The 25,222-nt window shown below is 68.8% G+C and carries 27 protein-coding genes; 10 read left to right on the top strand and 17 right to left on the bottom strand.

Annotation, left to right across the window (positions count from 1 at the left end; translation table 11 throughout):
• Positions 1–19 precede the first annotated feature (19 nt).
• Complete coding sequence (gene purL / locus DMH01_RS24920) at positions 20–2,302, top strand: phosphoribosylformylglycinamidine synthase subunit PurL (RefSeq protein WP_125679864.1); 2,283 nt, start codon at positions 20–22, stop codon at positions 2,300–2,302.
• A 74-nt stretch (positions 2,303–2,376) separates the two neighbouring features.
• Here the strand turns inward: purL and DMH01_RS24925 are convergent, their stop codons facing one another.
• The 6 genes from DMH01_RS24925 to DMH01_RS24950 form a co-directional block, all read right to left on the bottom strand.
• Entirely contained in the window at positions 2,377–3,207 is an 831-nt protein-coding gene (locus tag DMH01_RS24925) for a hypothetical protein (RefSeq protein WP_125679628.1), read from the bottom strand.
• Positions 3,207–4,313: a pentapeptide repeat-containing protein gene (locus tag DMH01_RS24930; RefSeq protein ID WP_125679629.1), complete on the bottom strand. Its 1,107-nt coding sequence runs from the start codon at positions 4,311–4,313 to the stop codon at positions 3,207–3,209. Before DMH01_RS24930 ends, DMH01_RS24925 begins: the two co-directional genes overlap by 1 nt.
• 4 nt (positions 4,314–4,317) lie before the next feature.
• Positions 4,318–5,127 carry a Twin-arginine translocation protein TatA gene (locus DMH01_RS24935; protein WP_125679630.1) on the bottom strand — a complete coding sequence of 270 codons (810 nt, stop codon included), beginning with the start codon at positions 5,125–5,127 and terminating at the stop codon, positions 4,318–4,320.
• Between the two features lie 166 nt (positions 5,128–5,293).
• Positions 5,294–6,139 carry a lysozyme gene (locus DMH01_RS24940; RefSeq protein WP_125679631.1) on the bottom strand — a complete coding sequence of 282 codons (846 nt, stop codon included), beginning with the start codon at positions 6,137–6,139 and terminating at the stop codon, positions 5,294–5,296.
• Between the two features lie 192 nt (positions 6,140–6,331).
• Positions 6,332–7,147 (bottom strand): lysozyme, encoded by an 816-nt coding sequence (locus tag DMH01_RS24945; RefSeq protein ID WP_199745630.1) that lies wholly within the window; start codon positions 7,145–7,147, stop codon positions 6,332–6,334.
• Positions 7,148–7,251: 104 nt separating this feature from the next.
• Positions 7,252–7,878, bottom strand: a complete 627-nt coding sequence (locus tag DMH01_RS24950) for a type VII secretion system-associated protein (protein WP_125679866.1) — start codon at positions 7,876–7,878, stop codon at positions 7,252–7,254.
• 53 nt (positions 7,879–7,931) lie between these two features.
• On the opposite strand from DMH01_RS24950, the gene DMH01_RS24955 reads away from it, so the two are divergent.
• The gene (locus tag DMH01_RS24955) at positions 7,932–8,312 is read left to right on the top strand and encodes a sterol carrier family protein (RefSeq protein ID WP_125679632.1); all 381 of its coding nucleotides are present in this window, start codon (positions 7,932–7,934) and stop codon (positions 8,310–8,312) included.
• Between the two features lie 82 nt (positions 8,313–8,394).
• Here the strand turns inward: DMH01_RS24955 and DMH01_RS24960 are convergent, their stop codons facing one another.
• The gene (locus DMH01_RS24960; protein ID WP_199745610.1) at positions 8,395–9,192 is read right to left on the bottom strand and encodes an SAM-dependent methyltransferase; all 798 of its coding nucleotides are present in this window, start codon (positions 9,190–9,192) and stop codon (positions 8,395–8,397) included.
• 202 nt (positions 9,193–9,394) lie between these two features.
• On the opposite strand from DMH01_RS24960, the gene DMH01_RS24965 reads away from it, so the two are divergent.
• From DMH01_RS24965 to arfB, 6 genes are all read left to right on the top strand, one after another.
• On the top strand, positions 9,395–10,273 hold the full coding sequence (locus DMH01_RS24965) for a helix-turn-helix transcriptional regulator (protein WP_125679634.1): 879 nt from the start codon (positions 9,395–9,397) through the stop codon (positions 10,271–10,273).
• Positions 10,274–10,557: 284 nt separating this feature from the next.
• On the top strand, positions 10,558–10,797 hold the full coding sequence (locus tag DMH01_RS24970) for a DUF397 domain-containing protein (protein ID WP_005152616.1): 240 nt from the start codon (positions 10,558–10,560) through the stop codon (positions 10,795–10,797).
• Positions 10,781–11,182 carry a hypothetical protein gene (locus tag DMH01_RS24975; protein WP_034312581.1) on the top strand — a complete coding sequence of 134 codons (402 nt, stop codon included), beginning with the start codon at positions 10,781–10,783 and terminating at the stop codon, positions 11,180–11,182. The genes DMH01_RS24970 and DMH01_RS24975 overlap by 17 nt, the downstream gene beginning before the upstream one ends.
• Positions 11,183–11,400: 218 nt before the next feature.
• On the top strand, positions 11,401–12,939 hold the full coding sequence (gene purF, locus DMH01_RS24980) for an amidophosphoribosyltransferase (RefSeq protein WP_007032554.1): 1,539 nt from the start codon (positions 11,401–11,403) through the stop codon (positions 12,937–12,939).
• Between the two features lie 30 nt (positions 12,940–12,969).
• A complete protein-coding gene (gene purM, locus DMH01_RS24985; protein ID WP_125679635.1) occupies positions 12,970–14,040 on the top strand; it encodes a phosphoribosylformylglycinamidine cyclo-ligase in 1,071 nt (356 codons plus the stop codon).
• A 33-nt stretch (positions 14,041–14,073) separates the two neighbouring features.
• The gene (arfB, locus tag DMH01_RS24990) at positions 14,074–14,505 is read left to right on the top strand and encodes an alternative ribosome rescue aminoacyl-tRNA hydrolase ArfB (RefSeq protein WP_233621656.1); all 432 of its coding nucleotides are present in this window, start codon (positions 14,074–14,076) and stop codon (positions 14,503–14,505) included.
• On the opposite strand, the gene DMH01_RS24995 is transcribed toward arfB, so the two are convergent.
• The 5 genes from DMH01_RS24995 to DMH01_RS25015 all read right to left on the bottom strand — a co-directional run bounded on the left by DMH01_RS24995 (position 14,494) and on the right by DMH01_RS25015 (position 18,444).
• Complete coding sequence (locus tag DMH01_RS24995; protein ID WP_125679636.1) at positions 14,494–15,252, bottom strand: GNAT family N-acetyltransferase; 759 nt, start codon at positions 15,250–15,252, stop codon at positions 14,494–14,496. The genes arfB and DMH01_RS24995 overlap by 12 nt on opposite strands.
• Before the next feature lie 178 nt (positions 15,253–15,430).
• Positions 15,431–16,081 carry a VanZ family protein gene (locus DMH01_RS25000; protein ID WP_125679637.1) on the bottom strand — a complete coding sequence of 217 codons (651 nt, stop codon included), beginning with the start codon at positions 16,079–16,081 and terminating at the stop codon, positions 15,431–15,433.
• A gap of 222 nt (positions 16,082–16,303) precedes the next feature.
• Positions 16,304–17,203 carry a Gfo/Idh/MocA family protein gene (locus tag DMH01_RS25005; protein ID WP_125679638.1) on the bottom strand — a complete coding sequence of 300 codons (900 nt, stop codon included), beginning with the start codon at positions 17,201–17,203 and terminating at the stop codon, positions 16,304–16,306.
• A gap of 104 nt (positions 17,204–17,307) precedes the next feature.
• Entirely contained in the window at positions 17,308–18,168 is an 861-nt protein-coding gene (locus DMH01_RS25010) for a 3-hydroxybutyryl-CoA dehydrogenase (RefSeq protein WP_125679639.1), read from the bottom strand.
• Positions 18,169–18,258: 90 nt separating this feature from the next.
• Positions 18,259–18,444, bottom strand: coding sequence for a DUF3073 domain-containing protein (locus DMH01_RS25015; RefSeq protein ID WP_125679640.1), 186 nt, complete (start codon positions 18,442–18,444; stop codon positions 18,259–18,261).
• A gap of 207 nt (positions 18,445–18,651) precedes the next feature.
• Here DMH01_RS25015 and DMH01_RS25020 point away from each other — a divergent pair, with 207 nt between their 5' ends.
• A complete protein-coding gene (locus DMH01_RS25020; protein ID WP_125679641.1) occupies positions 18,652–19,551 on the top strand; it encodes a hypothetical protein in 900 nt (299 codons plus the stop codon).
• On the opposite strand, the gene DMH01_RS25025 is transcribed toward DMH01_RS25020, so the two are convergent.
• The 5 genes from DMH01_RS25025 to DMH01_RS25045 all read right to left on the bottom strand — a co-directional run bounded on the left by DMH01_RS25025 (position 19,548) and on the right by DMH01_RS25045 (position 24,494).
• Positions 19,548–20,495, bottom strand: coding sequence for an asparaginase (locus DMH01_RS25025; RefSeq protein ID WP_125679642.1), 948 nt, complete (start codon positions 20,493–20,495; stop codon positions 19,548–19,550). The genes DMH01_RS25020 and DMH01_RS25025 overlap by 4 nt on opposite strands.
• Entirely contained in the window at positions 20,492–21,055 is a 564-nt protein-coding gene (locus DMH01_RS25030) for a hypothetical protein (RefSeq protein ID WP_007032564.1), read from the bottom strand. Before DMH01_RS25030 ends, DMH01_RS25025 begins: the two co-directional genes overlap by 4 nt.
• Before the next feature lie 99 nt (positions 21,056–21,154).
• Positions 21,155–22,315, bottom strand: coding sequence for an SGNH/GDSL hydrolase family protein (locus DMH01_RS25035; RefSeq protein ID WP_125679643.1), 1,161 nt, complete (start codon positions 22,313–22,315; stop codon positions 21,155–21,157).
• A complete protein-coding gene (locus DMH01_RS25040; RefSeq protein WP_125679644.1) occupies positions 22,312–23,091 on the bottom strand; it encodes an SDR family NAD(P)-dependent oxidoreductase in 780 nt (259 codons plus the stop codon). The genes DMH01_RS25035 and DMH01_RS25040 overlap by 4 nt, the downstream gene beginning before the upstream one ends.
• Positions 23,088–24,494, bottom strand: coding sequence for a DHA2 family efflux MFS transporter permease subunit (locus tag DMH01_RS25045; RefSeq protein WP_125679645.1), 1,407 nt, complete (start codon positions 24,492–24,494; stop codon positions 23,088–23,090). Before DMH01_RS25045 ends, DMH01_RS25040 begins: the two co-directional genes overlap by 4 nt.
• Positions 24,495–24,553: 59 nt before the next feature.
• Here DMH01_RS25045 and DMH01_RS25050 point away from each other — a divergent pair, with 59 nt between their 5' ends.
• Positions 24,554–25,183 (top strand): TetR/AcrR family transcriptional regulator, encoded by a 630-nt coding sequence (locus DMH01_RS25050; protein ID WP_125679646.1) that lies wholly within the window; start codon positions 24,554–24,556, stop codon positions 25,181–25,183.
• Positions 25,184–25,222 lie beyond the last annotated feature (39 nt).

Consider the following 25,222-nt stretch of genomic DNA (forward strand, 5'->3'; position numbering starts at 1 on the left):
GAACCCTGATGCGGACACCGTGACCAGCACCGTTGACACCACTCAACGCGCCGAGGCGACCCCCGAACTGACCCAGCCGTATGTCGAGCTCGGCCTCGCCGACGACGAGTACGCCCGGATCCGGGAGATCCTCGGCCGCCGTCCGACCGACGCCGAACTGGCGATGTATTCGGTGATGTGGAGCGAGCACTGCTCGTACAAGTCCTCGAAGAAGCACCTGCGCTACTTCGGCGAGACGGCCACTCCCGAAATGAAGGAGAAGATGCTCGCCGGTATCGGCGAGAACGCGGGCGTCGTCGACATCGGCGAGGGCTGGGCGGTCACCTTCAAGGTCGAGAGCCACAACCACCCGTCCTACGTGGAGCCGTACCAGGGCGCAGCGACCGGCGTCGGCGGCATCGTGCGCGACATCATGGCGATGGGCGCGCGCCCGCTCGCGGTGGCGGACGCGCTGCGCTTCGGCCCGGCGGACGCCCCCGACACCCGCCGTGTGCTGCCCGGCGTGGTCGCCGGCGTCGGCGGTTACGGCAACTGCCTCGGCCTCCCGAACATCGGCGGCGAGCTGGTGTTCGACCCGAGCTACTCCGGTAACCCGCTGGTCAACGCCCTGTGCGTCGGCGCGATGCGCGTCGAGGACCTGCACCTGGCGTTCGCCTCGGGCAAGGGCAACAAGATCATCCTGTTCGGCGCGCGCACCGGCCTCGACGGCATCGGCGGCGTGTCCGTCCTCGCCAGCGACACCTTCTCGGGTGACGAATCCTCGGGCGGCCGCAAGAAGCTCCCCAGCGTCCAGGTCGGCGACCCGTTCACCGAAAAGGTGCTCATCGAGTGCTGCCTCGAACTGTTCGCCCAGAAGCTCGTCGTCGGCATCCAGGACCTCGGCGGCGCCGGGCTCTCCTGCGCGACGTCGGAGCTCGCGGCCGCCGGTGACGGCGGCATGCACATCTACCTCGACCGGGTTCCGTTGCGCGCCACCGGGATGACCCCGGCGGAGGTGCTCTCCAGCGAGTCGCAGGAGCGGATGTGCGCGGTCGTCTCGCCGGAGAACGTCGAGGCGTTCATGAAGGTCTGCGAGAAGTGGGACGTCATCGCCACCGACATCGGTGAGGTCACCGACGGCGAGCACCTGGTCATCACCTGGAACGACGAGGTCGTCGTCGACGTGCCGGCGCACACCGTGGCGCACCAGGGCCCGGTGTACGACCGCCCGATCCAGCGTCCGTCCACACAGGACGCCCTGCAGGCCGACACCTCGGCGAAGCTGCCGCGTCCGTCCACTTCGGACGAACTGCGCGCCGACATCCTCAAGCTGATCTCGTCGCCGAACCAGGCGTCGAAGGAATGGGTGACCTCCCAGTACGACCGCTACGTGCGCGGCAACACCGTGTCCGCGCAGCCGTCGGACTCGGGCGTCATCCGGATCGACGAGTCGACCGGCCGCGGGGTCGCCGTCTCGACCGACTGCAACAGCAAGTTCGTCTACCTCGACCCGTACGAGGGCGCGAAGCTCGCGCTGGCCGAGGCGTACCGCAACGTCGCCACCAGTGGCGCGAAGCCGGTCGCGGTGTCGGACTGCCTGAACTTCGGCGCGCCGACCGACCCGGGTGTGATGTGGCAGTTCGAGCAGGCCGTGCACGGTCTGGCCGACGGCTGTGTCGAACTCGGCATCCCGGTCACCGGCGGCAACGTCAGCTTCTTCAACCAGACCGGTGACACGGCCATCCTGCCGACCCCGGTGGTCGGCGTGCTCGGCGTGATCGACGACGTCACCCGCCGCATCCCCACCGGAATCGGCGCCGAGGCCGGGGAAGCCCTGCTGCTGCTCGGCGAGACCCACGACGAGCTGGACGGTTCCGCCTGGGCGCGCGAACTGCACGGCCACCTCGGCGGCCGCCCGCCCAAGGTCGACCTGGCGCGCGAGAAGCTGCTCGCCGACATCCTCATCGCCGGTTCCCGCGACGGCATGATCTCCGCCGCGCACGACGTCTCCGACGGCGGCCTGATCCAGACCCTCGTCGAGACCGTCCTCATCGGACAGTGCGGTGCCCGCGTCTTCCTCGACGCGGAGCAGGACCCGTTCGTGCAGCTGTTCTCCGAGTCCGCGGGCCGGGTGCTGGTCGCCGTGCCGCGTACCGAGGAACTGCGGTTCACCGAGATGCTGACCGCGCGCGGCCTGCCGTGGCGCAAGACCGGTGTGGTGGACCCGGAGTCGGGCTCGCTCGAACTCCAGGACATCACGGAGTTCACGCTGGACGAGCTTCGGGAGACCTGGGAGCGCACGCTCCCGGCCCTGTTCGACTGAGCTGAAGGGGACTTTCCCCGCATAGGACGCAGCGAAGGGCGCTTTCACCGCATGTGATGCGGGGACAGCGCCCTTCAGCCCTCTTTGGACAGAACCGCGCCCTCCAGCGACGGAGGCTCCGCGAAGGACGCCACGCTCAAGTCGACGGGCGCCTCGACGACCAGGTTGTCCAGCGACACCTTCCGTTCGAAGCTCGCCCTGGTGACCTCGAACCTGCCCCGGATCACCGCGTTCTGGAGCAGGAACTTCCCGGACAGCTGAGCGTCGGTGAGGTCGAGATAGGACAGCACCTCGCACCGATCCGCGCCGAACCAGCCGACCCGCCTGCCGAGCAGCCCCAGCTTGTCGAGCCGGGCGTCGCTGAGGTTGAGCGAAAGCGTCGGCCCGGTCGTCCCGGCGTGGGGAAGGATGTCGCGGATCAGCCGCTCGGCCGCCCGCCGGACCAGCCGTTCCCGCTCCGCGGCCGCCCGCTTTTCCTTGTCCTTCCAGTCGAGGCCCGGATCGAAACTCGGATGCTCGAACGGCCGCCGCAGGTAGGCGCACAACACGTCGAGCACCGTCTGCCGGTACTCCGGACGCGTCCTGGCCAGCCCCGCGAGCGAATGCATCGCCCCGATCCGGACCTGATCGGCTTCGTTGCCCAGCAGTTCGATCGACTTGGCGAAGCGCTCGTCGGAGATCCGGCTGCGCTCGATCTCGTGCCGGTCCTCTTCGGTACGCCTTCGCCGGTCGTTGAGCCAAAGTCCGTAGAGCGCGGCGATCGCCCCGCCCGCCAGCGCGCCGGTCTTGAGCGCGTCGCCGCGGCTGGTCGCGCGGTCCGTGAGCAGCCAGGCGGTGACCCCGACGAGCACCACGACCGAAGACAGCAACGTCCACAGCAGCGGCGAGGAGAGCAGGCGCCTCATCAGTCCTTCACCGTGAGCCGGGCCCGGCCGTCCGGCAGGGTCTCGACGGCCCAGCCCGCCGGGAGTTCGTGGTCCCTCGCCGGTTCCACCGACGTGTTGTAGAGCGACACCGTGCCGGGCGGCTTACGGAAGCTCAGATCCCCGAAGCCTTCGAACCGCGCGCGGCGCAGATCCAGCGTCTTCTTGAACTCGGTGTCCGCGAAGACGGCGTCCTTCGCGAAGACGCTGTCCTTGAAGGAGGTTTCGCCCGCGAACACGGTGCCGCGGAACTCGACGTCCTCGGAGAACCGGACCCCGCTGAACCACGCCCGCTGCTCGAACTTGGCTTCACTGCACCGGAAGAAGCCGATGCGTTTTTTCTCTTTCGTTCCCGCGCCCGTCAGGTACACCGGCCCGAGGAACACACAGCCGGACAGGTTGGTGCTGCTGTACAAACCGGCGTAGCGGAGCAACAGCTTGCCGATCTTCCGCTCCGAAAGATCGAAGTACTCCAGTACGGCGCCGGTCAGGTCGAGGTCGTACCCCGGCGTGCCTTCGGAATCCGCGGCCGGGAGCAGTTCCCCGATCAGCCGTTGCGCGGTCTGCCGCACCTGGAGTTCTTGGTCCTCCGTCGCGGAGCCCTCTTCCGGTGCGGTGTTCCCGTCCCGTTTCGCCGTGTCCTGGTACCGCGGATGCTCGAACGGCCGCCGCAGGTACGAGCACAGGATGTCCAGCACGGTCTGCTTGTAGATCTCGCGGCCGCGAGCCAGCCCCGCCAGCGCGTGCAGGGCCCCGACCCGCACCTGGTCGGCCTCGTGGCCGAGCAGTTCGACGGCCTTGGCGAACCGTTCGTCCGAGATCCGGTCCCGGTCCTGGTCGGCCCGCCGCTGCTCGAGTTCCTGCCGCTGCCGTTCGACCTCCTGCCGTCGCTCCTCGACCCGGCGCCGCCTGTCGTTGAGCCACAACGCGTACAGCGCGACGATGGCGCCCCCGGCGATGCCGCCGGTCTTCAGCGCCTCGCTGCGGCTGGTCGCCGGATCCGTCAGCAACCAGCCGCCGACCGCGAGCAGCAGTACGAGCGAGACGACGAAGGTCCAGAGCAGGGGGGAGCGGAGAAACCGCTTCATCCGCTCAGAATACGAAGAAGTTGCGGACGCAGAAGGACTTGTCCGGGTTGTCGTCCGAGGAGATCCCCGAGCCGCTCACCTTCTTGCCCTTGACCGTGCCCTCGATGTCACCGGTGATGAACCCGTCGCCGATGCCCGCGGTCGAGGTGACCTCCAGCTGCGACGGCGCCGGCGCCATGATGTCGATCGAGTCGCCCATGGTCGCCTTCATGTCCTGGCACACCAGCGCCAGCGCGCCGGCCTTGTCCCCGGCGCTCACCTTGGCCAGGAAGTCCTTCAGGTTCTGGATGCCCTTCGGGTTGCCTTCGGAGCCCGTGCCCCCGCTTTCGGTGCTCCTCGGGCTGCTGCGGGGCGAGCTCGACTTCGGGCTGCTCTTCGGCGCGGAGGTCGGAGCCTGCTCGGACGACGACGCGGGCGGCGGCGCGGCCGTGTTGTTCCCCTCGTCCTTGCTGAGCAGGAAGCCCGGTGCGACGAACCCCGTGACCCCGAACGCGATCAGCACGACGAGGCCGATCACGATCCCGATGATCAGACCGGTCTTACTCTTCGACGGCGGCGCGGGCGGGCCGCCGAAACCCTGCTGGTAGCCCTGGTTGTTCGGGTCCCAGCCCTGCTGGGGCTGCTGCGGATACTGCTGGGTCTGGTCCCAGCCCTGCTGCGGCTGCTGCTGGTACTGCTGCGTCTGGTCCCAGCCCTGCTGCTGTCCGTACTGCTGCGGCTGACCGTACTGCTGGGTCTGGTCCCAACCCTGCTGCGGCTGCTGTCCCTGGGGGTCCTGGCCGTAGGGCTGGCCTGGCTGGGGTGGGTAGGTCATCGGTCTCGCCTTCCGTACTGGGGCCTGAGGCTGCAGATCAGACGACCGGCGGTCAGCGCTGGTTCCGGATCCGCCCGTGCCAGGGATTTTCCAGAGGCAAGGTACCCCGCGCGCGAAAGCGGCTCCCGGCCGAGGCCGGGAGCCGCTCGTTCACGGAATGCGCAGCTCAGCCGTTGGCCAGTGCCTGCAAGCGGTCGTAAGCGCCGTTGAAGGTGTTCTGGTCGAGCGGGCTGGAGGTGTACTGCCACACGGTGTAGAAGCCCCAGCCGTAGGGCAGCGCGCCCACCGTGGACGCGTACCGCGCGATCCACAGCGGGACCGTGCCACCGAAGTTCTGCGACGTGCCGACGCAGGTGCTCCACCAGCTCGTCGAGGTGTAGATGACGGGCCAGCGGCCGGTGCGGGCCTTGTAGCGGTCATGGAACGCCCGGATCCACGCCCCCATGGCGGACTGGCTCAGGCCGTAACAGGTGGCGCCGTACGGGTTGTACTCCATGTCCAGCGCGCCCGGCAGGGTCTTGCCGTCCTTGGACCAGCCGCCGCCGTTGTTGATGAAGAAGTCGGCCTGCGCCGCGCCGCTCGAGACGTTCGGCAGGGCGAAGTGGTACGCGCCGCGGATGAAGCCCTGGTTGTAGGAACCGTTGTACTGCTGGGCGAAGTACGGGTTCTTGTAGCTCGTGCCTTCGGTGGCCTTCGTCCACACGAAGCGCTTGCCCTGACCCCACCAGTAGGCCCAGTCGACGTTCTTCTGGTAGCTGGCCACGTCCATGCCCGCGACGGTCGCGAGCACCCCGGCCTCGGGCTGCGGCTGCGCGGCCTTGGCCTTCGACTCATGCGTGGAGGTGTCGCCCTCCACGCGCCGGATCTGCGATCCGATCGTGTGGTCGTTCTGCTGGAGATCCTGTTCGATCGACATGATCTCGGGGGACGGGGCGGCCGACGCCTGGACCGTGCTGCTGAGCAGGAGCAGCGCGGAGCCGACGGCGATGGCGATTCTTCGGGAAGTGCGCATTACGACAATCCCTTCACGGATAACCCTCGCTGAGGACGGCAACCTTGCAGGTGGTAGCCGTCCGGGCACGATTGTTGACGACGAGTGCCGGGTTTGTCACTAACTTCCGTGAAATTGGTACTACGCGTGGGTGATTTTCATTTCCAGGTAGGTCGGGTTATGTGATCTTGTAACGCCCACTCGGGTGGGTGTTCAGCCGAGGGACAGCGCGCGCACGCGATCGACCGTGCCGTTGAACCAGTTCTGGTCGCCGGGCAGGCTGCCCTTGTTCGAGAACTGCCAGATGGTGTGGGTCTTCCAGCTCGCGGGCAGCTCGCCGATCTCGGTGTTGTAGCGCGCGAGCCACAGCGGGTTCTGCCAGAACGCGTTGCTGTTCCCGGTGCACCGCTTCCACCAGCTCGTCGACGTGTAGATCGCCGGATGCCGCCCGGTCCGCCACAGGTAGGTCTCGGCGAACGACGCCATCCACGCGACCATCTGCGCCGGCGTCTTGCCGTAACAGGTTTCGCCGTACGGGTTGTACTCGACGTCGAGCGCGCCCGGCAGGGTCTTGCCGTCCTTGGACCAGCCGCCGCCGTGGTCGACGAAGTAGTGCGCTTGCGCGGCGCCGTCCGAGATGTCGGGGCGGGCGAAGTGGTACGCGCCGCGGATCAGGCCGACGCCGTAGGAACCGTTGTACTGCTGGGGGAACCGGGGATTGACGAAGCCGGTGCCCTCGGTCGCCTTCACGTAGACGAACTTCGCGCCGGTCCTGGCGGCGGCGGGCCAGTCGACCTCGCCCTGGTGTCCGCTGACGTCGTGACCGAGCGTCTGCGCTTCGCCGCCGTACAGCGGCCCCACCGACACATTGACGCCTTCGTGCAGCGCGATCTGTGAACCGGCGTAGTGCTCCTCGGCCCCGTCGTAACGAGGCCCGCTTTCCCGTGCGACGGCGGGGGTCTGCGCGAGCAGCAAAACCCCCGCCGCGAGGACGGCCCCCCAGCCTTTTGAACACACTCTGCGACTCATCACGTCGCCACGATCCCCCGCGAAAAGGGAATCAGCGACTCGAACATCACCCGAAAGAGTTGCTTTCGCCCCGAATAAATTGGGCCGAGTGGGTTAATCGGGCCTTAACGACGCTCGTCCAAAAGGGCTTTGTCGAGGTGCTCCGAGGGGATGATCGCGGTGAGCCGGTCGTGGGGATTGATCGTCACCGGGTGCCCGGCGAGCAGCGGGACCATGTCCCGGCCCAGCACCGCCCTGGCGTGCGGCCATTCGCGCGGCACCAGCGACTTCGCCGTGTACGCGGGAACGAGCACCTTGCCGTCGGTGTTGTGGAAGCCGATCACCGTGCGCTGCACCGGCGAAAGGGCGTAGACGAACAGTGTCGAGTCGAGGATGACCCGCGGCAGGTCGGCGGCCGGGCGGTGGTTCGTGCGCACCAGCTGGAGCAGCTGCTCGAGTTCGTTGCGCGGCTCGGGGAAACCGAGCGCCTTCGGCGAGGGACGGTAGCGGTCGTTGGGGTGGAAGTCCTCGACGATCTCGCCCCCGCCGTTCACCGGGTACGCGCCGACGACCGCCCAGGACGGCACCGGGCCGTCGGGGTCGAAGGCCTCGTCGATGACGTAAAGCCAGCTGTTGGGATTGGCCTTGGCGTTGGCGCGCATCTCTTCGGTGATCTTCGGCTTGGCCTGTTTCCGCTTGCCCGCCGGGCTCGACGCCAACCGATCCGCCTCGTCCCGCTGCGCCATCGCCATCCCCACGTTCCGGGTGCCTGAAGGTTTGTTCGCGCTCACTCTACTGTTCTCCCATGGCCTCTTCGCGTTCGGTCGACCCCGCTGAGTTACGAGCCGCGATCGCGGCGATTTCCCCCTGGTTGAGCGGATCCGGTCCGAAACCGGCCCGTCCGGAGCTGGCCGCGGCGGTGCGGCTGAGCCTGCGGACGCTGGCCGGGGACGCCCCGGGGAAGAGTGTCGAAGTGCGGGTGCCGCCGTTCGCGGCTGTGCAGTGTGTCGAAGGATTGCGCCATACCCGCGGGACGCCGCCGAACGTCGTCGAAACGGATCCGCGCACGTGGCTGGAACTGGCGACCGGGCTGCTCGGCTGGGCCGACGCCGTCGAGTCGGGGCGGGTCACCGCCTCCGGGAGCAGGGCCGATCTGGCCCGCTGGCTGCCGCTGGTCCGCCTCTGAACCTCGGGGTCGCGCGTGAGATGAAAGGCCCCTTCATTGCAAAATTTGCAATGAAGGGGCCTTTCATTGCGGCGCCAAGGGCTCAGGCCTTGCGGCCGATGCCGCCCGAGATCGTCCGCTGAGCCGTGTTCAGCTCCTTGATCCGCGGGCCGTCCGGCCACCAGTCCGCGCACAGCTGGACGCCGGGCTCGACCATCTCGAGGTCGTGGAACAGCTCCTCGATCTCGGCCTTGGTGCGGAAGGTGCCCGAGCCCATCGGGCTGTGGATGAAGAACTCCTCCATCTTGCGGGCGACCTGCGACAACTCGTCCTCCGGGTCGGAGAAGTGCGAGATCGCCACGTACGAACCCGACGGCAGCGCGTCGATGTACTTCCTCATGATCTTGGCGGGCTCGTCGTGCGGCCCGTTGTAGTGGTGCAGGGTCCCGAGCTGCAGCAACGCGATCGGCTGCGTGAAGTCGATGTGCCGCCGGATGTCCGGGTTCTCGATGATCCGCTCCGGCTCGAAGATGTCGTCCGAGACGAAGTGCGTGTTCTCGTTCTCTTCGAGCAGCGCGCGCCCGTGGGCGAGCACGACCGGGTCGTTGTCGACGTAGACGACCTTGATCTCCGGGTTGATCCGCTGCACGACCTGGTGCGTGTTCTCGGCCGTGGGCAGGCCGGATCCGAGGTCGAGGAACTGGGTGATGCCCGTCTGGCTGGCGAGGAACCGGCACGCGCGGATCAGGAAGCCGCGGTTCTCGGTCGCCAGGTCCTGCGCCTCGGGGGCCGCCTGCTGGACCTTGCGCAGCACCTCCCGGTCGATCTCGTAGTTGTCCTTGCCGAGGAGGAAGGCGTCGTACACCCGGGCGATGCTGGCCCGGGTCGGGTCGACACCCACGGGCACTCGTTCCGTCCGGGTCGGGGCGTCGGGCATCTTGAACCTCACAAAACTGTGTCGGAAGTCTCGGGCTCTACGTAGAGTAGAACCACGTACGCGACCGGTAAACCGAGCCGTCCCTGTCGTGTCGAGGTCCAAACGTGTACTTTCAGTAATCGGCTAGTTCTCCTGTGAGTGTCGTCTTGCGAAAGGTCCCCGGTCGATGAACGCGGTCACCCCGCCTGGCGGTGAGCAGTCCCTGGGTCCCACCGCGCGGCGGATGATCCTCGGCTCTCAGCTCCGCCGGATGCGCGAGGACGCGGGCATCACGCGCCAGGAGGCCGGCTACAGCATCCGCGGCTCCGAGTCGAAGATCAGCCGTCTCGAGCTGGGCCGCGTCGGCTTCAAGGAACGCGACGTCGCCGATCTGCTGACCATGTACGGGATGACCGATCCCGGCGAACGGCAGCAGTTCCTCGACATGGTCAAGGAGTCGAACGAGCCGGGCTGGTGGCGCCGTTACGGCGACCTGATGCCGAGCTGGTTCAACGACCTCGTCGGGCTCGAAGAGGCCGCGGCCCGTATCCAGGTGTGGGAGCCGCTGTACGTCACGGGCCTGTTGCAGACCGAGGCCTACGCGCGGGCGATCATGAGCCACGGCCGCAAGGACATGGTCAACGAGCAGGTCGACCGCCGCGTCGCGCTGCGGATGCGGCGGCAGAAGATGCTGTCGCGGCCGGACGCGCCGCGGTTGTGGCTGGTGCTCGACGAGTCGGTGCTCTACCGGCCGATCGGCGACCGCGAGGTGCTGAAGGGCCAGATCGACCACCTGCTGGAGATGATCCAGCAGCCGAACATCTCGGTGCAGGTCCTCCCGTACGACCGGAGCGGCTACTCCGCGGACAGCGCGTTCTCGCTGCTCAGGTTCGCCGAAGAGGAATTGCCGAACATCGCGTACACCGAGTACCTGACCGGCGCGCACTACATCGACAAGCGCGACGAGATCGAACGGTACAGCCGGGCGCTGGACATGCTCGCGGTCGACGCGGAGACGCCGGACCGCAGCCGCCAGATGCTGCTGAAGCGCCGCGCCGAAATCTGAGCCGCTCACCTTTGTGGTGCCGTCGGCCGTCTCCAGGGCGGCCGAGGTTTCCTTGCGTGTCCTCGAAAATTCGGCCACGACTGGTAGTTGTTCACCCGTTGGGGGCTGCGCTCGTCACCCTTTAGTGGGGTAGTCGAGGACTTAAGTCATCACCGCCCGCGAATCCTGCAAAAACTTCTGCACGTGCATTTACCGCTGCAGTCACACGTGCTAACTTTGGGATCACAGGCAAATGCACATGCAGATGCATCGCCCGAAGTCTTCTGTCGGGGAAGGTGGGGACCATGGCTGAACAGTTCGACAACGGCATCCCGGCCGATCGTCTTACCGGCGCCCAATGGCGCAAAGCCAGTTACAGCAACGCGATCGGCAACTGTGTCGAGGTGGCGCCGCTCGCCTCCGGCGAGATCGCGATGCGCAACTCGCGCTTTCCGACCGGGCCGGCCCTGATCTACACCCAGGCCGAGATGGCCGCGTTCCTCGCGGGCGCCAAGGACGGCGAATTCGATGACGTCCTCGGGTGACACCATCACCGCGGAGATCACCGATATCGAAAGCGGTCTGCAGGAACTGATCCACCGCGGGTACCAGTTCGTGCACCCGTGCGACGCGAACGGCGAGGTCTTGGCCGTGGTCGGCGTGCGAGTCCACGACAACGTGGTCGACGTGGTCCGGCTCAACGCCGAGGACGACGTCGTCGCCACCCGCATGCCCGGGACCGAGGAGGACATCCTCGAGCCCGAGGTCTGGCTGTGGCGGTTCGCCGGCGACGCCGCGACGGTGCTGACGGCACTGCTCGCGCTTCCGGACGAGCGGACCCCCGGCTCGCTGTACGTCCCGGAGACCTCGGCCAAGGGCTGCTGGGTCCCCGGCCGCGGCGGCACGTCCAAGTGGCTGGCCGCTGGTTGAAAGCGGCGGGTTGATCGCCTCCTAAGCACAGTCGGCCGCCTCTGTCGAGGGGGAGCGGCCGGCTGGTCGGGGGTCGTGAGTGCCGGGCCTTGACACCCGCCCGTCACTCACGGTCATCACACGAAGCGTGTCCAGTGCCACGTCGTGCGGCGCGTTGATCTCCTGCTCACCGTTTACACTGGTGGCGGCCTGCCCTCTTTCTCCCTGGGAGCACCTCGGTGGTTTCCGACCCGTCCCTCGCCGGACAGCCCGTGACCGACCAGCCCGATCCGGAACCCCGCGAGGAATGCGGCGTCTTCGGTGTCTGGGCGCCCGGAGAAGAGGTCGCGAAGCTGACCTACTACGGGCTCTACGCACTTCAGCACCGCGGCCAGGAAGCGGCCGGCATCTCGGTCTCCGACGGTTCGCAGATCGTCGTCTTCAAGGATCTCGGCCTGGTCAGCCAGGTGTTCGACGAGCAGGTCCTGCAGTCGCTGCAAGGACATATCGCCGTCGGCCACTGCCGTTACTCGACCACCGGCGCGACCATCTGGGAGAACGCGCAGCCGATCTTCCGGACCACCGCCACCGGCAGCGGATTGTCCTTCGCGCACAACGGCAACCTCGTCAACACCGCCGAGTTGCGGGATCGCACGGTCGAAGCCGGGCTCAAACCGCACGCGGGCCTGACCGGTTCGTCCAGCGACTCCGACCTGGTGTGCGGGCTGCTCGCGGCCAACGCCGCCGACAAGGGCATCGAGGCCGCCGCGCTGGAACTGCTGCCCACCCTCAAGGGCGCCTTCTGCCTGGTCTTCGCCGACGAGTCCACCCTGTACGCCGCGCGCGACCCGCACGGTGTGCACCCGCTGGTGCTCGGCAGGCTCGAACGCGGCTGGGTCGTCGCGAGCGAGACGGCCGCGCTCGACATCTGCGGCGCGTCGTTCGTCCGCGAGGTCGAGCCCGGCGAGCTCATCGCGATCGACGCCGAGGGTCTGCGCTCCTCGCGGTTCGCGAACCCCGAGCCCAAGGGCTGCGTCTTCGAGTACGTGTACCTCGCCAGGCCCGACACGTCGATCGCCGGCCGCAGCGTGCACGCCACCCGCGTCGAGATCGGCCGCAAACTCGCCGCCGAGCACCCGGCCGACGCCGATCTGGTCATGCCGGTGCCCGAATCCGGCACCCCGGCCGCCATCGGCTACGCGCAGGGTTCCGGCATCCCCTACGGCACCGGCCTGGTGAAGAACGCCTACGTCGGCCGCACCTTCATCCAGCCGTCGCAGACCATCCGCCAGCTGGGCATCCGGCTCAAGTTGAACCCGCTGCGCGACGTGATCCGCGGCAAACGGCTCGTCGTCGTCGACGACTCCATCGTCCGCGGCAACACCCAGCGCGCCCTGGTCCGCATGCTGCGGGAGGCGGGCGCGCTCGAGGTGCACGTCCGGATCGCGTCGCCGCCCGTCCGCTGGCCGTGTTTCTACGGGATCGACTTCGCCTCGCGCGCCGAACTGGTGGCCAACGGCGTCGACCTCGACGGCATCCGCCGCTCCATCGGCGCGGACACCTTGGGCTACATCTCCCTGGACGGGCTGGTCGCGGCTTCGGAGCAGCCGAAGTCGCGGTTGTGCACCGCGTGCTTCTCCGGCGAGTACCCGATCGCGCTGCCCGAAGACGCGCTGATCGGGAAGCACCTGCTGGAGAGCCTGGACTCGGTCAATGGCGCGGCGAAGCCCGTCAGCCCTGCCGGGTACGGTGCTGAGGACGCCATCCGGCGTCCCTAGACCTCACTTCCAGAGTTGGAGTCCGCTTCCGTGAGCGAGTCCACGAGCGCCACGTACGCCGCCGCCGGCGTCAGCATCGACGCCGGTGACAAAGCCGTCGAGCTGCTCAAACCGCACGCCGAGAGGGCCACGAGGCCCGAGGTGATGGGCGGGGTCGGCGGTTTCGCCGGGCTGTTCTCCCTGAAGCTGGACAAGTGGAAAGAGCCGGTGCTGGCCTCGTCGACCGACGGGGTCGGCACCAAGATCGCCGTCGCGCAGGCGCTCGACAAGCACGACACGGTCGGCATCGACCTGGTCGCGATGGTCGTCGACGATCTGGTCGTCACCGGCGCCGAGCCGCTGTTCATGCAGGACTACATCGCCGTCGGCAAGGTCGTGCCGGAGAAGATCGCGGCGCTGGTCGGCGGGATCGCCGAGGGCTGTGTCCAGGCGGGTTGCGCGCTGCTCGGCGGCGAGACCGCGGAGCACCCCGGCCTGATGGGCGAGCACGACTACGACCTTTCGGGCACCGGCATCGGCGTCGTCGAGGCGGCGAACGTGCTCGGCCCGGAGCGGGTCCGCCCCGGTGACGTCGTCCTCGCGCTCGGCTCGTCCGGCCTGCACTCCAACGGCTACTCGCTCGCCAGGCACGTTCTGCTGGACATCGCGCGCATGCCGCTCGACGGGCACGTCGAGGAGTTCGGCCGCTCGCTGGGCGAGGAGATGCTGGAGCCGACCAGGATCTACGCGAAGGACTGCCTCGCGCTGGCGTCCGAAGCCGACGTCCGCACGTTCGCGCATATCACCGGCGGCGGCCTGGAACAGAACCTCGCCCGCGTCATGCCGCGCGGCCTGGTCGCCCGGCTCGAACGCGGCACCTGGACCCCGGCGCCGGTGTTCGCGCTGATCGGCCACCGCGGCAAGGTCGAGCGGGCCGAGCTGGAGAAGACGTTCAACATGGGCGTTGGCATGGTCGCGATCGTCGGCGCCGACGACGTCGACCGCGCGCTGGCGATGCTGACCGCGCGGCACGTGCCGGCGTGGATCCTCGGCGACGTGCAGCCCGCGGAAGACCCGGACGGCCCGCGCGCCGTGCTCTCCGGCGACCACCCGCGCTTCTGAATATTCTCTTGGCCCTGGTGGAACACTGGGTCCGTGGCTGATGACGTGGTGGTCGGCACCCGGTTCGTGATCCCGGGTGCCGAATTGAGCGAACGGTTCTCCCGGTCGTCGGGTCCGGGTGGGCAGGGCGTGAACACCACGGACTCGCGGGTCGAACTGTCCTTCGACGTGGCCGGTTCGGCGTCCGTCCCGGAGCATCTCCGGGCGCGGATGCTGGACCGGCTTTCGTCGCGGCTGGTCGACGGGGTCGTCACGATCACCGCTTCCGAACACCGCTCCCAGCTGATGAACCGGGAAGCCGCGCGGGCGCGGCTGGTGATGTTGCTGCTGGACGCGTCGGCGCCCCCGGCCGCCAAGCGGCGTCCCACCAAACCTTCGCGAGGTTCGAAGGAACGCCGCCTGGCGTCGAAGAAGCGCCGCGGCGAGGTCAAGAAGTCACGCCGCGGCGGTTATTCAGACGACTGACAGGTGCACGCATTCGGCCGCGGTCTCGAAGCCGACCCGGCCGTAGACGCGTTCCGCCTGCCCGGCACCCGGCGTCAGGAACACCGACCGGCCACCGCGCGCGTGGGCTTCACGCGTCAGATACTCCGTCATCGCCGCGGCGATCCCGCGGCTCCGGTACTCCTTGACCACCCCGATCCCGGCGACCTCGGTCGCGCCGTCGAGGATCGGCGTCGCGACCCCGCCCCCGACGACCTCGCCGGTCTCGGCCACGGCCATCACCGACAGGGTCTCGCCGCTCAGCTGATCCGGGGACGGGTCGAGGTGCTGATCGGGATCCTCCTCCCCGAACGCCACGTTCTGCGCCCGGATCATCTGCCGGAGTTCGCCCTCGGTTTTCGGGGTGACCAGGCTGATCCCGGCCGGTTCCGGTTGCGCGACGACCTGCCCCGGGGAGCAGATCATCAGCGGGATCCGCCGCTCCAGCGTGTAGCCGCACTCGACGAGCACGGCCTCGGCGGCGGGAACCGCTTCGGTGAGGAACTCCAGACGCGGCACGAGCCCGCGCTTACGGAACGCCTCGGTGAGCGCGGCGACGTCGTCCGCGGTGGGCACGGCGCCGTCGTCGGGGATCGCGTAGTTGAGGAAGGGGCTGTCGGCCTCGAGGTAGTACGTGGCCAGGAACGGCCCGATCCGCTCGGTCTCCCGGAACTTCGCCGCGGTGAGGCGAATGTAGGACTGCAAAGCACGAATCGTCTCGGAAAGCACTGGTGGAAAGCCTTTCGGGCAGAAGAAAGAGACGCACGGGAGGATCCGCGTGCGTGGTGGAGCTGGCGTGTGCGCCGGCTAGCTCGTGCCGACGCCACCGAAGGCGTCAGGCATGAGGCATCCCTCTTTCTCAGTACGTAGGGCTTTCGCGATCACTCTCGCATGACGGTCAACCGATTTACCTCCGCTGCGGATGCGCGATGCCCGAATACCGCTCGTCCCACACCGATCTCGGGACCCGCAGCCGGACGGGGGCGTCGCACACCCGCCGTACCTGGACCGGGATCCGCACCGCCGGCCGGACATCCAGGCGATGCCACAGACGTCTGCTCAGCGCGGCACCCACCACGGCGCCCAGCGTGTTCAGCAGGATGTCGTCGGCCGAGGTCACCCTGCCCGCCTGGATCAGATATTGCGTACCTTCCACCAGCACCGAGACGGCCAGCGCGCCCAGTGCGATCCGGCCCAGCGACCGCAGGCGGCGGGACCGCACCGGGAGCAGGGCGCCGAGCGGGCTCAGCATGAGGACGTTGCCCAGCGCCTGCCAGAGATTGGCGCTGTCGGACAGGGCCAGGCGCAGGTCGGTGCCGGGTTCGAGGTTCAGCCTGCTGCCCTGCACCCCGGTCACCGGCATCGTGACCAGGCACAACACCAGGAAACAGGCCAGTGCGAGGGTCATGTCGACGGCGGCCGTCGCCGACGCGGAGAAGGGGTCGGCCCGTCTTCGCCGTCGATGCGCCGCGAGGAGCGGCCACCCGAGCAATGCGTACGGAATCGCGATGATCGTCAACGGGATCATCCCGCCGAAAGCGCGGAGCAGCTCACCCATGGCCTTCCTTTCCGGAGCGCCCAAGATCACCTTCGCATCGCAAGATCGACTCGGCACGGCGGAGCGAACGCACTAAGAGGTGATCTTTTCCGGTGGCGGAAAAGGTTTTCCCATGCTGCTGACCGTCCACAAAGGAACCTGTGGACAAACCTGTGGATGACCGCGAACTCTTCGGAAGAAGGCCTTATCGCGTAAGGGAAAGCCTTGTGGGTGACCTGTGTACTACTTGCCGTGTCCGGCGAGCTGCCGCGCGTGTTCGAGCAGCTTCTGCAGGTGCAGCCCGCGACGCACGTCACACGGGTGCGAGGTCGTCCCGCTCGCGGCCATCGCGGCGAAATCGTCCAGGAGCGCGGTGTACGACTCGCCCGCCGAGCCCGGCTTGCGGCCCAAAGTGCGGTAGCCGTGCTCGCCGTAAACGGCCACTTCGACGACCGTCGGCTGGATCGGCAGCCGCAGCGACAACGTCGCCGTACTGGTCGCGCCACCCTCGTGGGCTAACAGCAACTGCCACAGATCGTCATCGGTCCGGTTCGCCGCGAGCACGTCGGTGATCTCACCGAGCGCCGCGTCCAGCAGATCGAGGGCGTGCGGGCCGATGTCGGCGAGCGCGCCGGAGTCGTGCCGCCACGCCGAGGACTGGTACTGGCCGCCGAGCAACGCGCCCGAAAGCCATCGCGCCCCGCCGCCGCGCCAGCCGCCCGCCTCCTTGATGCCGTCGAGCCACTCGCGGGTCATCGGCGAAAACCGCAGGATGAGGACCACGAGGGCCGCGACGCCGGCGGTCTCGACCGCGTCCGCGAGCCGGCGCGCGCCGTCGAGATCCGCGGCGATCGGCTTCTCCAGGATCAGATGCTTGCCCGCCTCGGCCGCCCGGACCGCCAGCTCCGCCTGGACGGCGGGCGGTACGGCGAACGCGACCGCGTCCACCTGGTCGAGCAACTCGTCGAAGCTGTCGACAGCTTGGGCGCCGTGCGCCTCGGCCAGCTCCTTCGCGGCCTCGGGACGCCTGGCCCAGACCGCGCGCAACGTCATGCCGGGGTGATCGGCGAGACCTGGCGCGTGCACCGTCTTCGCCCACGGACCGGCACCGACCAGACCCGCGCGCAGCTGTCCCTGTCCCACGCCCCCGAGTCTAGGACCCTCGCATTTAGTCCTCTGAATGCGGTAGTTGCGCGTGCAAGAACCGCATTCAGAGGACTAAACGCGTAGGAAGAAGAAGAAGCCGGTCAGGAGTAGCTGTAGAACCCGCGGCCGGTCTTCTTGCCCAGCAGGCCGGCGTCGACCATGCGCAGCAGCAGCGGCGGCGAGGAGTACAGCGGCTCCTTGAACTCGGCGTACATCGAGTCCGCGATCGCCTTGATGGTGTCCAGGCCGATCAGGTCCGACAGCCGCAGCGGGCCCATCGGGTGCGCGGTGCCCAGCTCCATACCGCGGTCGATGTCCTCCGCGGACGCGAAACCCGACTCGATCATCCGGATCGCCGAAAGCAGATACGGCACGAGCAGCGAGTTCACGATGAAGCCGGCGCGGTCCTGCGACCGGATCACCGTCTTGCTCAACGCCGTCGTCGCGTGCTCCTCGGCACGGCGGGCGGTGTCCTCGCTGGTCAGCAGCGAGGGCACCAGCTCGACGAGCGGCAGCACCGGGACCGGGTTGAAGAAGTGGATGCCGACCACCTGCTGCGGGCGGCCGGTGGCCATCCCGAGCTTCATGATCGGGATCGAGGAGGTGTTGGACGCGAACAGCGCGTCCTCACGCTCGACGATCTTGTCCAGCGACCGGAACACCTCGACCTTGGCCTGCTCCTGTTCCAGGATGGCCTCGATGACGAGGTCGCGGTCGGCGAACTCGCCGATCTCGGTGGTGAAGCGGAGCCGTCCGAGCGCCGCGTCGGCGTCTTCCTGCGAGAGCTTCCCGTTCTTGACGCCGCGTTGCAGCGACTTCTCGATCCGCGCCCGCCCGGAGTCCAGCGCCGGCTGGTTGACCTCGGTGACGATCACGTCCAGCCCGGCCCGCGCGTGCACCTCGGCGATGCCCGAGCCCATGAGCCCGGCCCCGACGACACCTACTCGCGCTACGTCAGACATGGCACCTCCTCGTATTTTGGGCAGCACGCGACACGCGAGGGCGGTCTACCGGGGCAAACCCGGATCCCACCCTCGCGTGTCACGCGTTGCTCAGCGGCGGTAGTCGTCGTACCCGTCGTACGGGTCGTCGTCATACCGCTTGTCGTCCTCGTGCCTGTCTTCCGAGGAACTACTGGACAGCTCGCGCTGCAAAGCATCGAAGTCGGTTTCGTGCGAGCTGTACTTGAGCTCGCGCGCCACCTTCGTCTGCTTGGCCTTAGCCCGGCCGCGCCCCATGGCTCGACCCCCTCGCACAGGGGCGGGGCGGCCGGGGGAATCGGCGGCCCCGCATCGTCTCGACAATTCTTTCCTGCTGACACCGTACCGTGTCCGGGGGGTTGGATGCGACGTGGCACGGTGTGCCGGTGGCGACAGTGTTCACGGAACGCCGGTTACCGGCCGGTCGGTGGCGATAGTCGCAGGTCGGCGTGCCACGATGCTCGTGTGCCCCGTCCGTTCGCGGCTTATCTCCGCGTCTATGAGCCCCTGCTCGCGCTGGGGGATCCACCGGACGAACGCCTGCTCGAGGCCGTCGAAGCGGCTCGGCTCGATCGTTCGTCCGCGGGCGTGCGCGAGCAGGCATTGTGGCTCAAGTCACAGCATGTGGGCCGGTTGCTGCCCGCGGAACTCGCGGACGGCAGGGCCGCGCCCAGTCTCGTCACCGACGTCCTCGTCCTGGATCCCGAAGACGTGCCGGAGGGTGAGCACGGCGACGCCGGCCCAGGGCCGCTGATCTGCCCGATGGAGATCCGGGCGCGCTCGGCCGCGGCGCTGGTGACCTTCCTCGGCGACGCGCATCCCGCGCTGAAGAACGCGGTGCTCGACGCGGGCGGCGCTTCACTCGACACGATCCGCTCGCGGGCGAAGTCCGCCATCGGCGATCTGTCCGCCTCGGCCTCGCACACGCTGTCGACGACGTGGACCGTCCCGCTGCCGTGGTTCGTGCTGTTCGATCCCGGGATGCGCCGGGTCAAACTCGGCAAGGGCCGCGACGACCCCGAACGCGAGGTGTCGTGGCGGGTCTCCATCGCCGACGCGCGGCATCGCGCCCGCGAGGTCGGGGATCTGCTCGAGGCGACCTTCGGCGACTCGGGACCGGGCCGGGTGCTGCTCGAGACGCGCCGCTGGCTCGACAGCTTCCACCCAGGCTCCGCGGTCGAACTCGACTACGGCGGTCTTGTGCAGCTCTTCGCCGACTCGATCCTCCAGGCCGACACGACCGCCGAAGAGGTGCACGACATCCTCGACGCGCTCCGCACCGGCAATGTCGACGAGCTGGCCGAACTGTTCGCCGACTTGCGGGACTTCTGGGGCGATCTGGCCGCGCGGGAACGGGCGAACTAGCCGTAGAGGCCTTCGGTGACCCTCAGTTCGCCGACCGGTTTCCCGCCGCCCAGGACCGCGTTGCGCCCCAGGTCACCGGCTTCGTCGCCCGGGTCGATGCCGAGGTGGCGCAGCGTCGCGAGCAGCAGCGGGATGCGGGCTCGGGCCGCGCCGTCGTCGATCTTCAGTGCCAGCGCCGTGCCGTCCGGGAGCGCGAACGCGTGCACTCCCTCGGCGCCGCCCTTCGAGAGCAGGCCTTCGATGTTCCGCATCAGCACCGTGTCCTCGCGGCCGGTGCCCGCGACCTGCCACGGATGTGCGCGGACCGCGTCGGCGACCCTGCGCTCCGGCCCGCCCATGGCCGTGACCAGCCTGCCGAAGGAGCGGGCGAGGCCGGTGAGGGAGAACGCGAACAGCGGCGCGCCGCAGCCGTCGACGCCGACCGTCTCGATCGGCTCGCTGGTGAGGTCGGCGACGGTGGCCTGGACGATCTTCTGCAGCGGATGGATCTCGGACTCGTAGTCCTTGGTCGGCCAGCCGAGTTGCGCGCAGGTCATGAGCATCGCGGCGTGCTTGCCGGAGCAGTTCATGGCGGCGCGGCGCTTCCCGGCCGAGGCCACGGCCAGCATGCTGGGCTCGTGCAGCGGGAAGGCGGGCGGGCAGGCCAGCGCGTCCTCGGTCAACCCCGCGCGGGAGAGCATCGCCAAGGCGCCCTCGACGTGGCCGGGCTCGCCGTTGTGCGATCCGCAGCCGAGCGCGAGCTCTTCATCGTCGATCGTGAGACCGGCGCGGAGCATGCCGACGGCTTGCAGGGGTTTGTTGGACGAACGCGGGTAGACCGGCCGCTCGATGTCGCCCGCGGAGAACCGCACCGAGCCGTCCGGGGCGGTGATCACGAGCGCGCCGCGGTGCACGCTCTCCACGAAACCGGATCGGACGACCTCGACCAGGACCGGATTCGTCACTCGGATCCGCCGCGTTCGGTGTCGAGCAGGTCGTCGACCGACGCCGTGCCCTTGCGGTAGCGGGTCGCGATCTCGGCGTTGATGGTGTCCATGACGCTCTGGACCTCGCGACGGTACGAGGAGACCGAAACCTCTTCGTCGGCGTACCGATTGAGGGCGTTGACCAGCTTCTCGTCCGAGAGCGTGCTGACATCGGAAAGGTCCGTGTCGCCGATGAGCGCCTCGGCGAACCGGCGGTGCTCACCCGCGCGCGACGGCTCCAGCCGCTGGTGCCTGCCCGAACCCGTCGCCGGGCCGATCGCGTTGTCCGCCAGGATCGCGGCCAGCCGCTCGACGACGCTGCTCTCGCCGCCCGAACTCCTGCGCTCCTGCTCGGCCCGCACGATGTCGATCCGCGCGTGCAGCAGGCGCCGCAGGTACGACAGGTCGGTCTCCTCCTGCGCGGCCTCGTCACGGCGCTCGCGCAGCACGGAAAGGGTCAGCTCGCCGAGGTCGCTGAGATACCCAGGGCCGAGCACGCGGTCGATACGACGGCGACCACCGGGCCGGACTTCGATCACGCGCGTAGCTTATCGCGCTCCAGCGAAAATGTTCCGCAGGGAGCGATACCACAAGGATCTCCGCCTCTCGCGGCACCCTCGCCGTCGTCAACTCGAGGATCACGCGAAGGGGCCGTTGAAGGCCAGCCGAGCGAAGCGCTCACCCAGACGCTGGTAGCCGGCCGGATCGAGATGCAGCCCGTCGGGCGGTGGGAGTTCGGCGTGGTCCTGCTCGCCGAAGAGGGCGCGGCCGTCGAGGTAGTGGAGGTGGGGGTCGGCACGTTCGGTGGTGATGCGGGCCAGTTCGTCGCGGACGATCGAGAGACAGAGGCGTCCGCCTGCCAGGTCGTCCGCGACGCCGAGAGCGCGGAAGCGCAACGTGGTGGCGTCGAAGTCGGGCACGACCGGGCCGGGGACGTCCTCGACGATCGGGCTCAGGATGGGCGAGACGACCAGGATCGGCGTGTCCGGGTGGCCGTCACGGATGGTGTCGAGGAAGCCGTGCACGGCAGGGCCGAACGCACGCAGCCGCATCAGATCACCCGTGACGAGGTTGAGGCCGATCTTGAGACTGATCAGGTCGGTGTCGGCGTCGCGGATGGCGCGGGCCACGAAGGGGTCGAGCAGCGCGTTGGTGCCCAGGCCCAGGTTGGTCAGCTCGACGCCGGCGAGCCGGGCGGCGACAGCGGGCCAGGTCCCGGTGGGACTCGCGGCCTCGGCGCAGTGGCTCAGCGAACTGCCGTGGTGCAGCCACCGTCGGCCGGACGTCGTCGGCGCGTCGACCGGCGCGTCGGTGCGCAGCGCGATCAGCTCGGTGATCTCCGCCTGCGGCAGCCAGATCTCGACGTCCTTCGGTTCGGCGGGCAGGCCGTCGAACCGGACGGTGCCGGGACGGCCGGGCGTGGTGTGGAAGCGGCGGGCAGGCATGTCGAGGATCAGCCTGTTGCCGGCCGGAGTGCCTGCCTGCGCGGCTAGGCGGCCGTTGATCACCAGGTCGTACCCGCCGTCGGGCACGGCCGGCGCTCCTTTGTAGACGGTCTTGGTGGGCAGCACGTCCAGCTCGACGATCGTGGCCGCGGTGCGGAAGACCAGCCGTACGCCCGCCGGTTGCGCCTCGACCATCGTCAGCGGCTGTCCGTCGAACCGGGCCCTGTGGTTGTCCGGGAACCGGGCACGGGCGGCGGCGGGCAACCGGTGTGGCAGCAGCCCGTGCGGGGTGTGCTCGATGTCGAGGGCGCCGCGGATGGCGACCGGTCCGTCGACGAGCGGGATGGTGATCATGCGTGGCTCCTGAGCAGGTCGTGGGTGAGATCGGCGAGCCGTGCCGCCGCGACGCGATCGAGGTCCGGGACGATCCGCCTGCCTTCCACGAAGGCGCTGAGCGGCACACCGGGTGGTTCGTCGACGAGCGCGATGATCGGCGCGATGCCTTCCGCGACGGGCTTGCCGAATTTCTTGAGCCGCTCGACGTGGGCCAGCGTGGCCGCGTCGTACTCGCCGGAGAAGCTCGTGGCCACGGCGCCCGGGTTGACCAGCACGTACGAGATCGAGTCGAATCGGGCGGCGAAGTCGACGCCGAGCAGGTCGTTGGCCCGTCCTGCCTGCATCTGGGCGGTGACGCCGTCGTAGCCTCGCTCCAGGCCGGTGTCGTCCCAGTGGATCTCGGGTTTGGGCACGCCGGGGCCGGACACGTTGACGATGACGGGTTTCCCGGCTCGGTTCAGGGAGCAGGCAAGGCCGTGGCCGAGCAGGAAGCGGCTGAGGTACTCCAACGCGAACGTGCTTTCGAAGCCCTCGGCCGTCTGTCGCCTTGCCGAGCGGAAATGCCGTGCGCACAACACGAGCGCGTCCACCACGGGGAACGCCTCGGTGATGTCCGCGACGACCTTCCTGGTGTTCGCGACCGAGCTCAGGTCGGTCCGGATGAAGCCGGGGAAGTCCGCGCCCTTGTCCGGATCGCGACCGAGGACGACGACGGTGTCGCCGCGATCCTGGTAGTGGCGGGCGAGGGCCCTGCCCATGCCGTCGGTGCCGCCGGAGATCACGATGGTCTTCACCGGGCATCTCCTTGCGCGACGAGGGTGTCGGCGGGACGGCCGGGTAAGAAGGCGCATGCGGCGAGAAGGGCGAGGATCGCGCCGGTCAGGAACCAGTACACGCCGTGGAGACCCGAGAGGGTGTCGGTCGCGGTGTCCATGGTGAACGCGACGACGGCGATCCCGATCGAACCGCCGAGCTGGTTGAGCATGTAGAGCACCGAACTCCCCTGTGGCACCAGCGGCCCCGGCAACGTGCGGTAGAGCGAGCCCATCGCGGGTGGCCCGGTGAAACCCAGCCCCACCCCGAGGGCGAGCCCGGCGAGCACCACCCACACCTCATCGGTGCCGTGCCCGATCCGGGTGAAGGCGAACGCGGACAGCGCCGCGACGGACCCGCCTGCCAGCGCGAGGTTCCGGGAACCGATCCGGTCGCTGACACGTCCGGCCAGCGGTGCGGCGACAGCGGCGCCGACGCCGAGCGGCGCGACGAGCAACCCGGCGGCGAGCGCGCCGTGTCCGTGCGCCTGCAGGAAGAACAGGGGAAGCACGATCAGGCCGGCGAACATCGCGAGACCCGTGAGCGCCATGACCGTCACACTCGCGGCGAAACCGCCACGGGCGAACAGCCGCAGGTCGACCAGGGGCCGGTCGCGGCGCAGGGCATGGACCGCGTAGCCGGCCAGCAGGGTGACACTGACCACCAGCGGAACGAGCACCGGCCAGGCGGCGAACTCGGCACGGTCCGCGGCCTGCGACAACACGAGCAACAGGCTCGCGAAGCCGGGCCCGAGCAGCGCGACGCCGAGGGCATCGAGCCGTGCCGGTGTCCCCTCCGGCGGAAGATCCGCGGGCATGACCCGCCGGGCGAGCACGAGCGCGAGCACACCGATCGGCATGCTCAGCAGGAACATCCACCGCCAGCCCAGCCCGGCGAGCACGACACCGCCGACGACCGGACCCAGCACCGGGCCCAGCGAGAGGACCGCGGCCATCAGGCCCATCACCCGGCCGGCGTGCCGCGGACCGGCGGCGCGGGCCAGCAGCGTCAGCACGAGCGGGTCGAGGATGCCCGCGCCGACACCCTGCAGCACCCGGAACGCGATCAGGCTCCCCGTGTCCCACGCCAGCCCGCAACCGAGCGAGCCGAGCACGAACACGCCGAGACCGGCGAGCCACATCCGTCTGGCGCCGAAGGACTCCCCGGCCCAGCCGGTGACCGGAATCGTCACGGTGACCGCGAGCAGGAACCCGGTCGAGACCCAGCCGATCGTGCTGAGCGAGGCGTCGAACTCGCCGGCCAGCCGGTCGATGCCGACCGCGACCATCGTGCTGTTCAGGATCCCCAGCGCACCGCCGAGCAGGATCACGCCGATCAACCGCCGCAGGGCGGGAGCCAGTCCGTCGTCGTCGATAAGACTCATAAGACTGTTCTACCAGACTCATGAGTCTAGTTTGTCGGTCAGGCCGGTATGCTCTTGGTATGAGTGGAGTTGCCGCGGCACGCGGGCGGATCGACAAACGGCAGGCGATCCTGGACGCCGCGTTCACCGTCTTCGCGCGAGAGGGATACGCGCAGGCCGGGGTGGACGTGGTCGCCGCCGAGGCAGGCGTGGCCAAGGCCACCGTGTACAGCCACTTCCACGACAAGGAGAACCTGCTCCGGCAGGCCATCGCGGCCTCGGCCGACCAGGCGCTGACCGAGAACCTCGCCGCGGTCGAGCAGCTCACCGACCGCGGCGACAACCTCCGCGTCACCCTGGAGAGCGTCGGCCTCCACCTGCTCCAGTGCTACTGCCACGACCGGTCATGGGCGCTGCGCCGACTGCTCTCGGCGGAGATCAACCAGTTCCCCGACCTGCTCGACATCGTCCATACCCGCACGGCCGACCGTGTCACCGACGCACTGGCCGACCGGCTCGCCCGCCTCGCCGTCGCCGGCCATCTCCACACGCCGGACCCGCTGCTGGCGGCGGATCAGTTCGTGGCACTGCTGTCCGGCCCGATCGACAAGCGGGCACGGCTCGGTACCCGCCGTGTCCCCACCGCCGAGCTGCGCGACGTGACACGGGCCGCCGTCGACACCTTCCTGCAGGCGTTCGGTCCGCGGTAAGTGGTGGATAGCGCGTGAAGGGCCTTCACGCGAACGACG

It is taken from the genome of Amycolatopsis sp. WAC 04182, from assembly GCF_003947465.1.
Lineage (GTDB): Bacteria > Actinomycetota > Actinomycetes > Mycobacteriales > Pseudonocardiaceae > Amycolatopsis.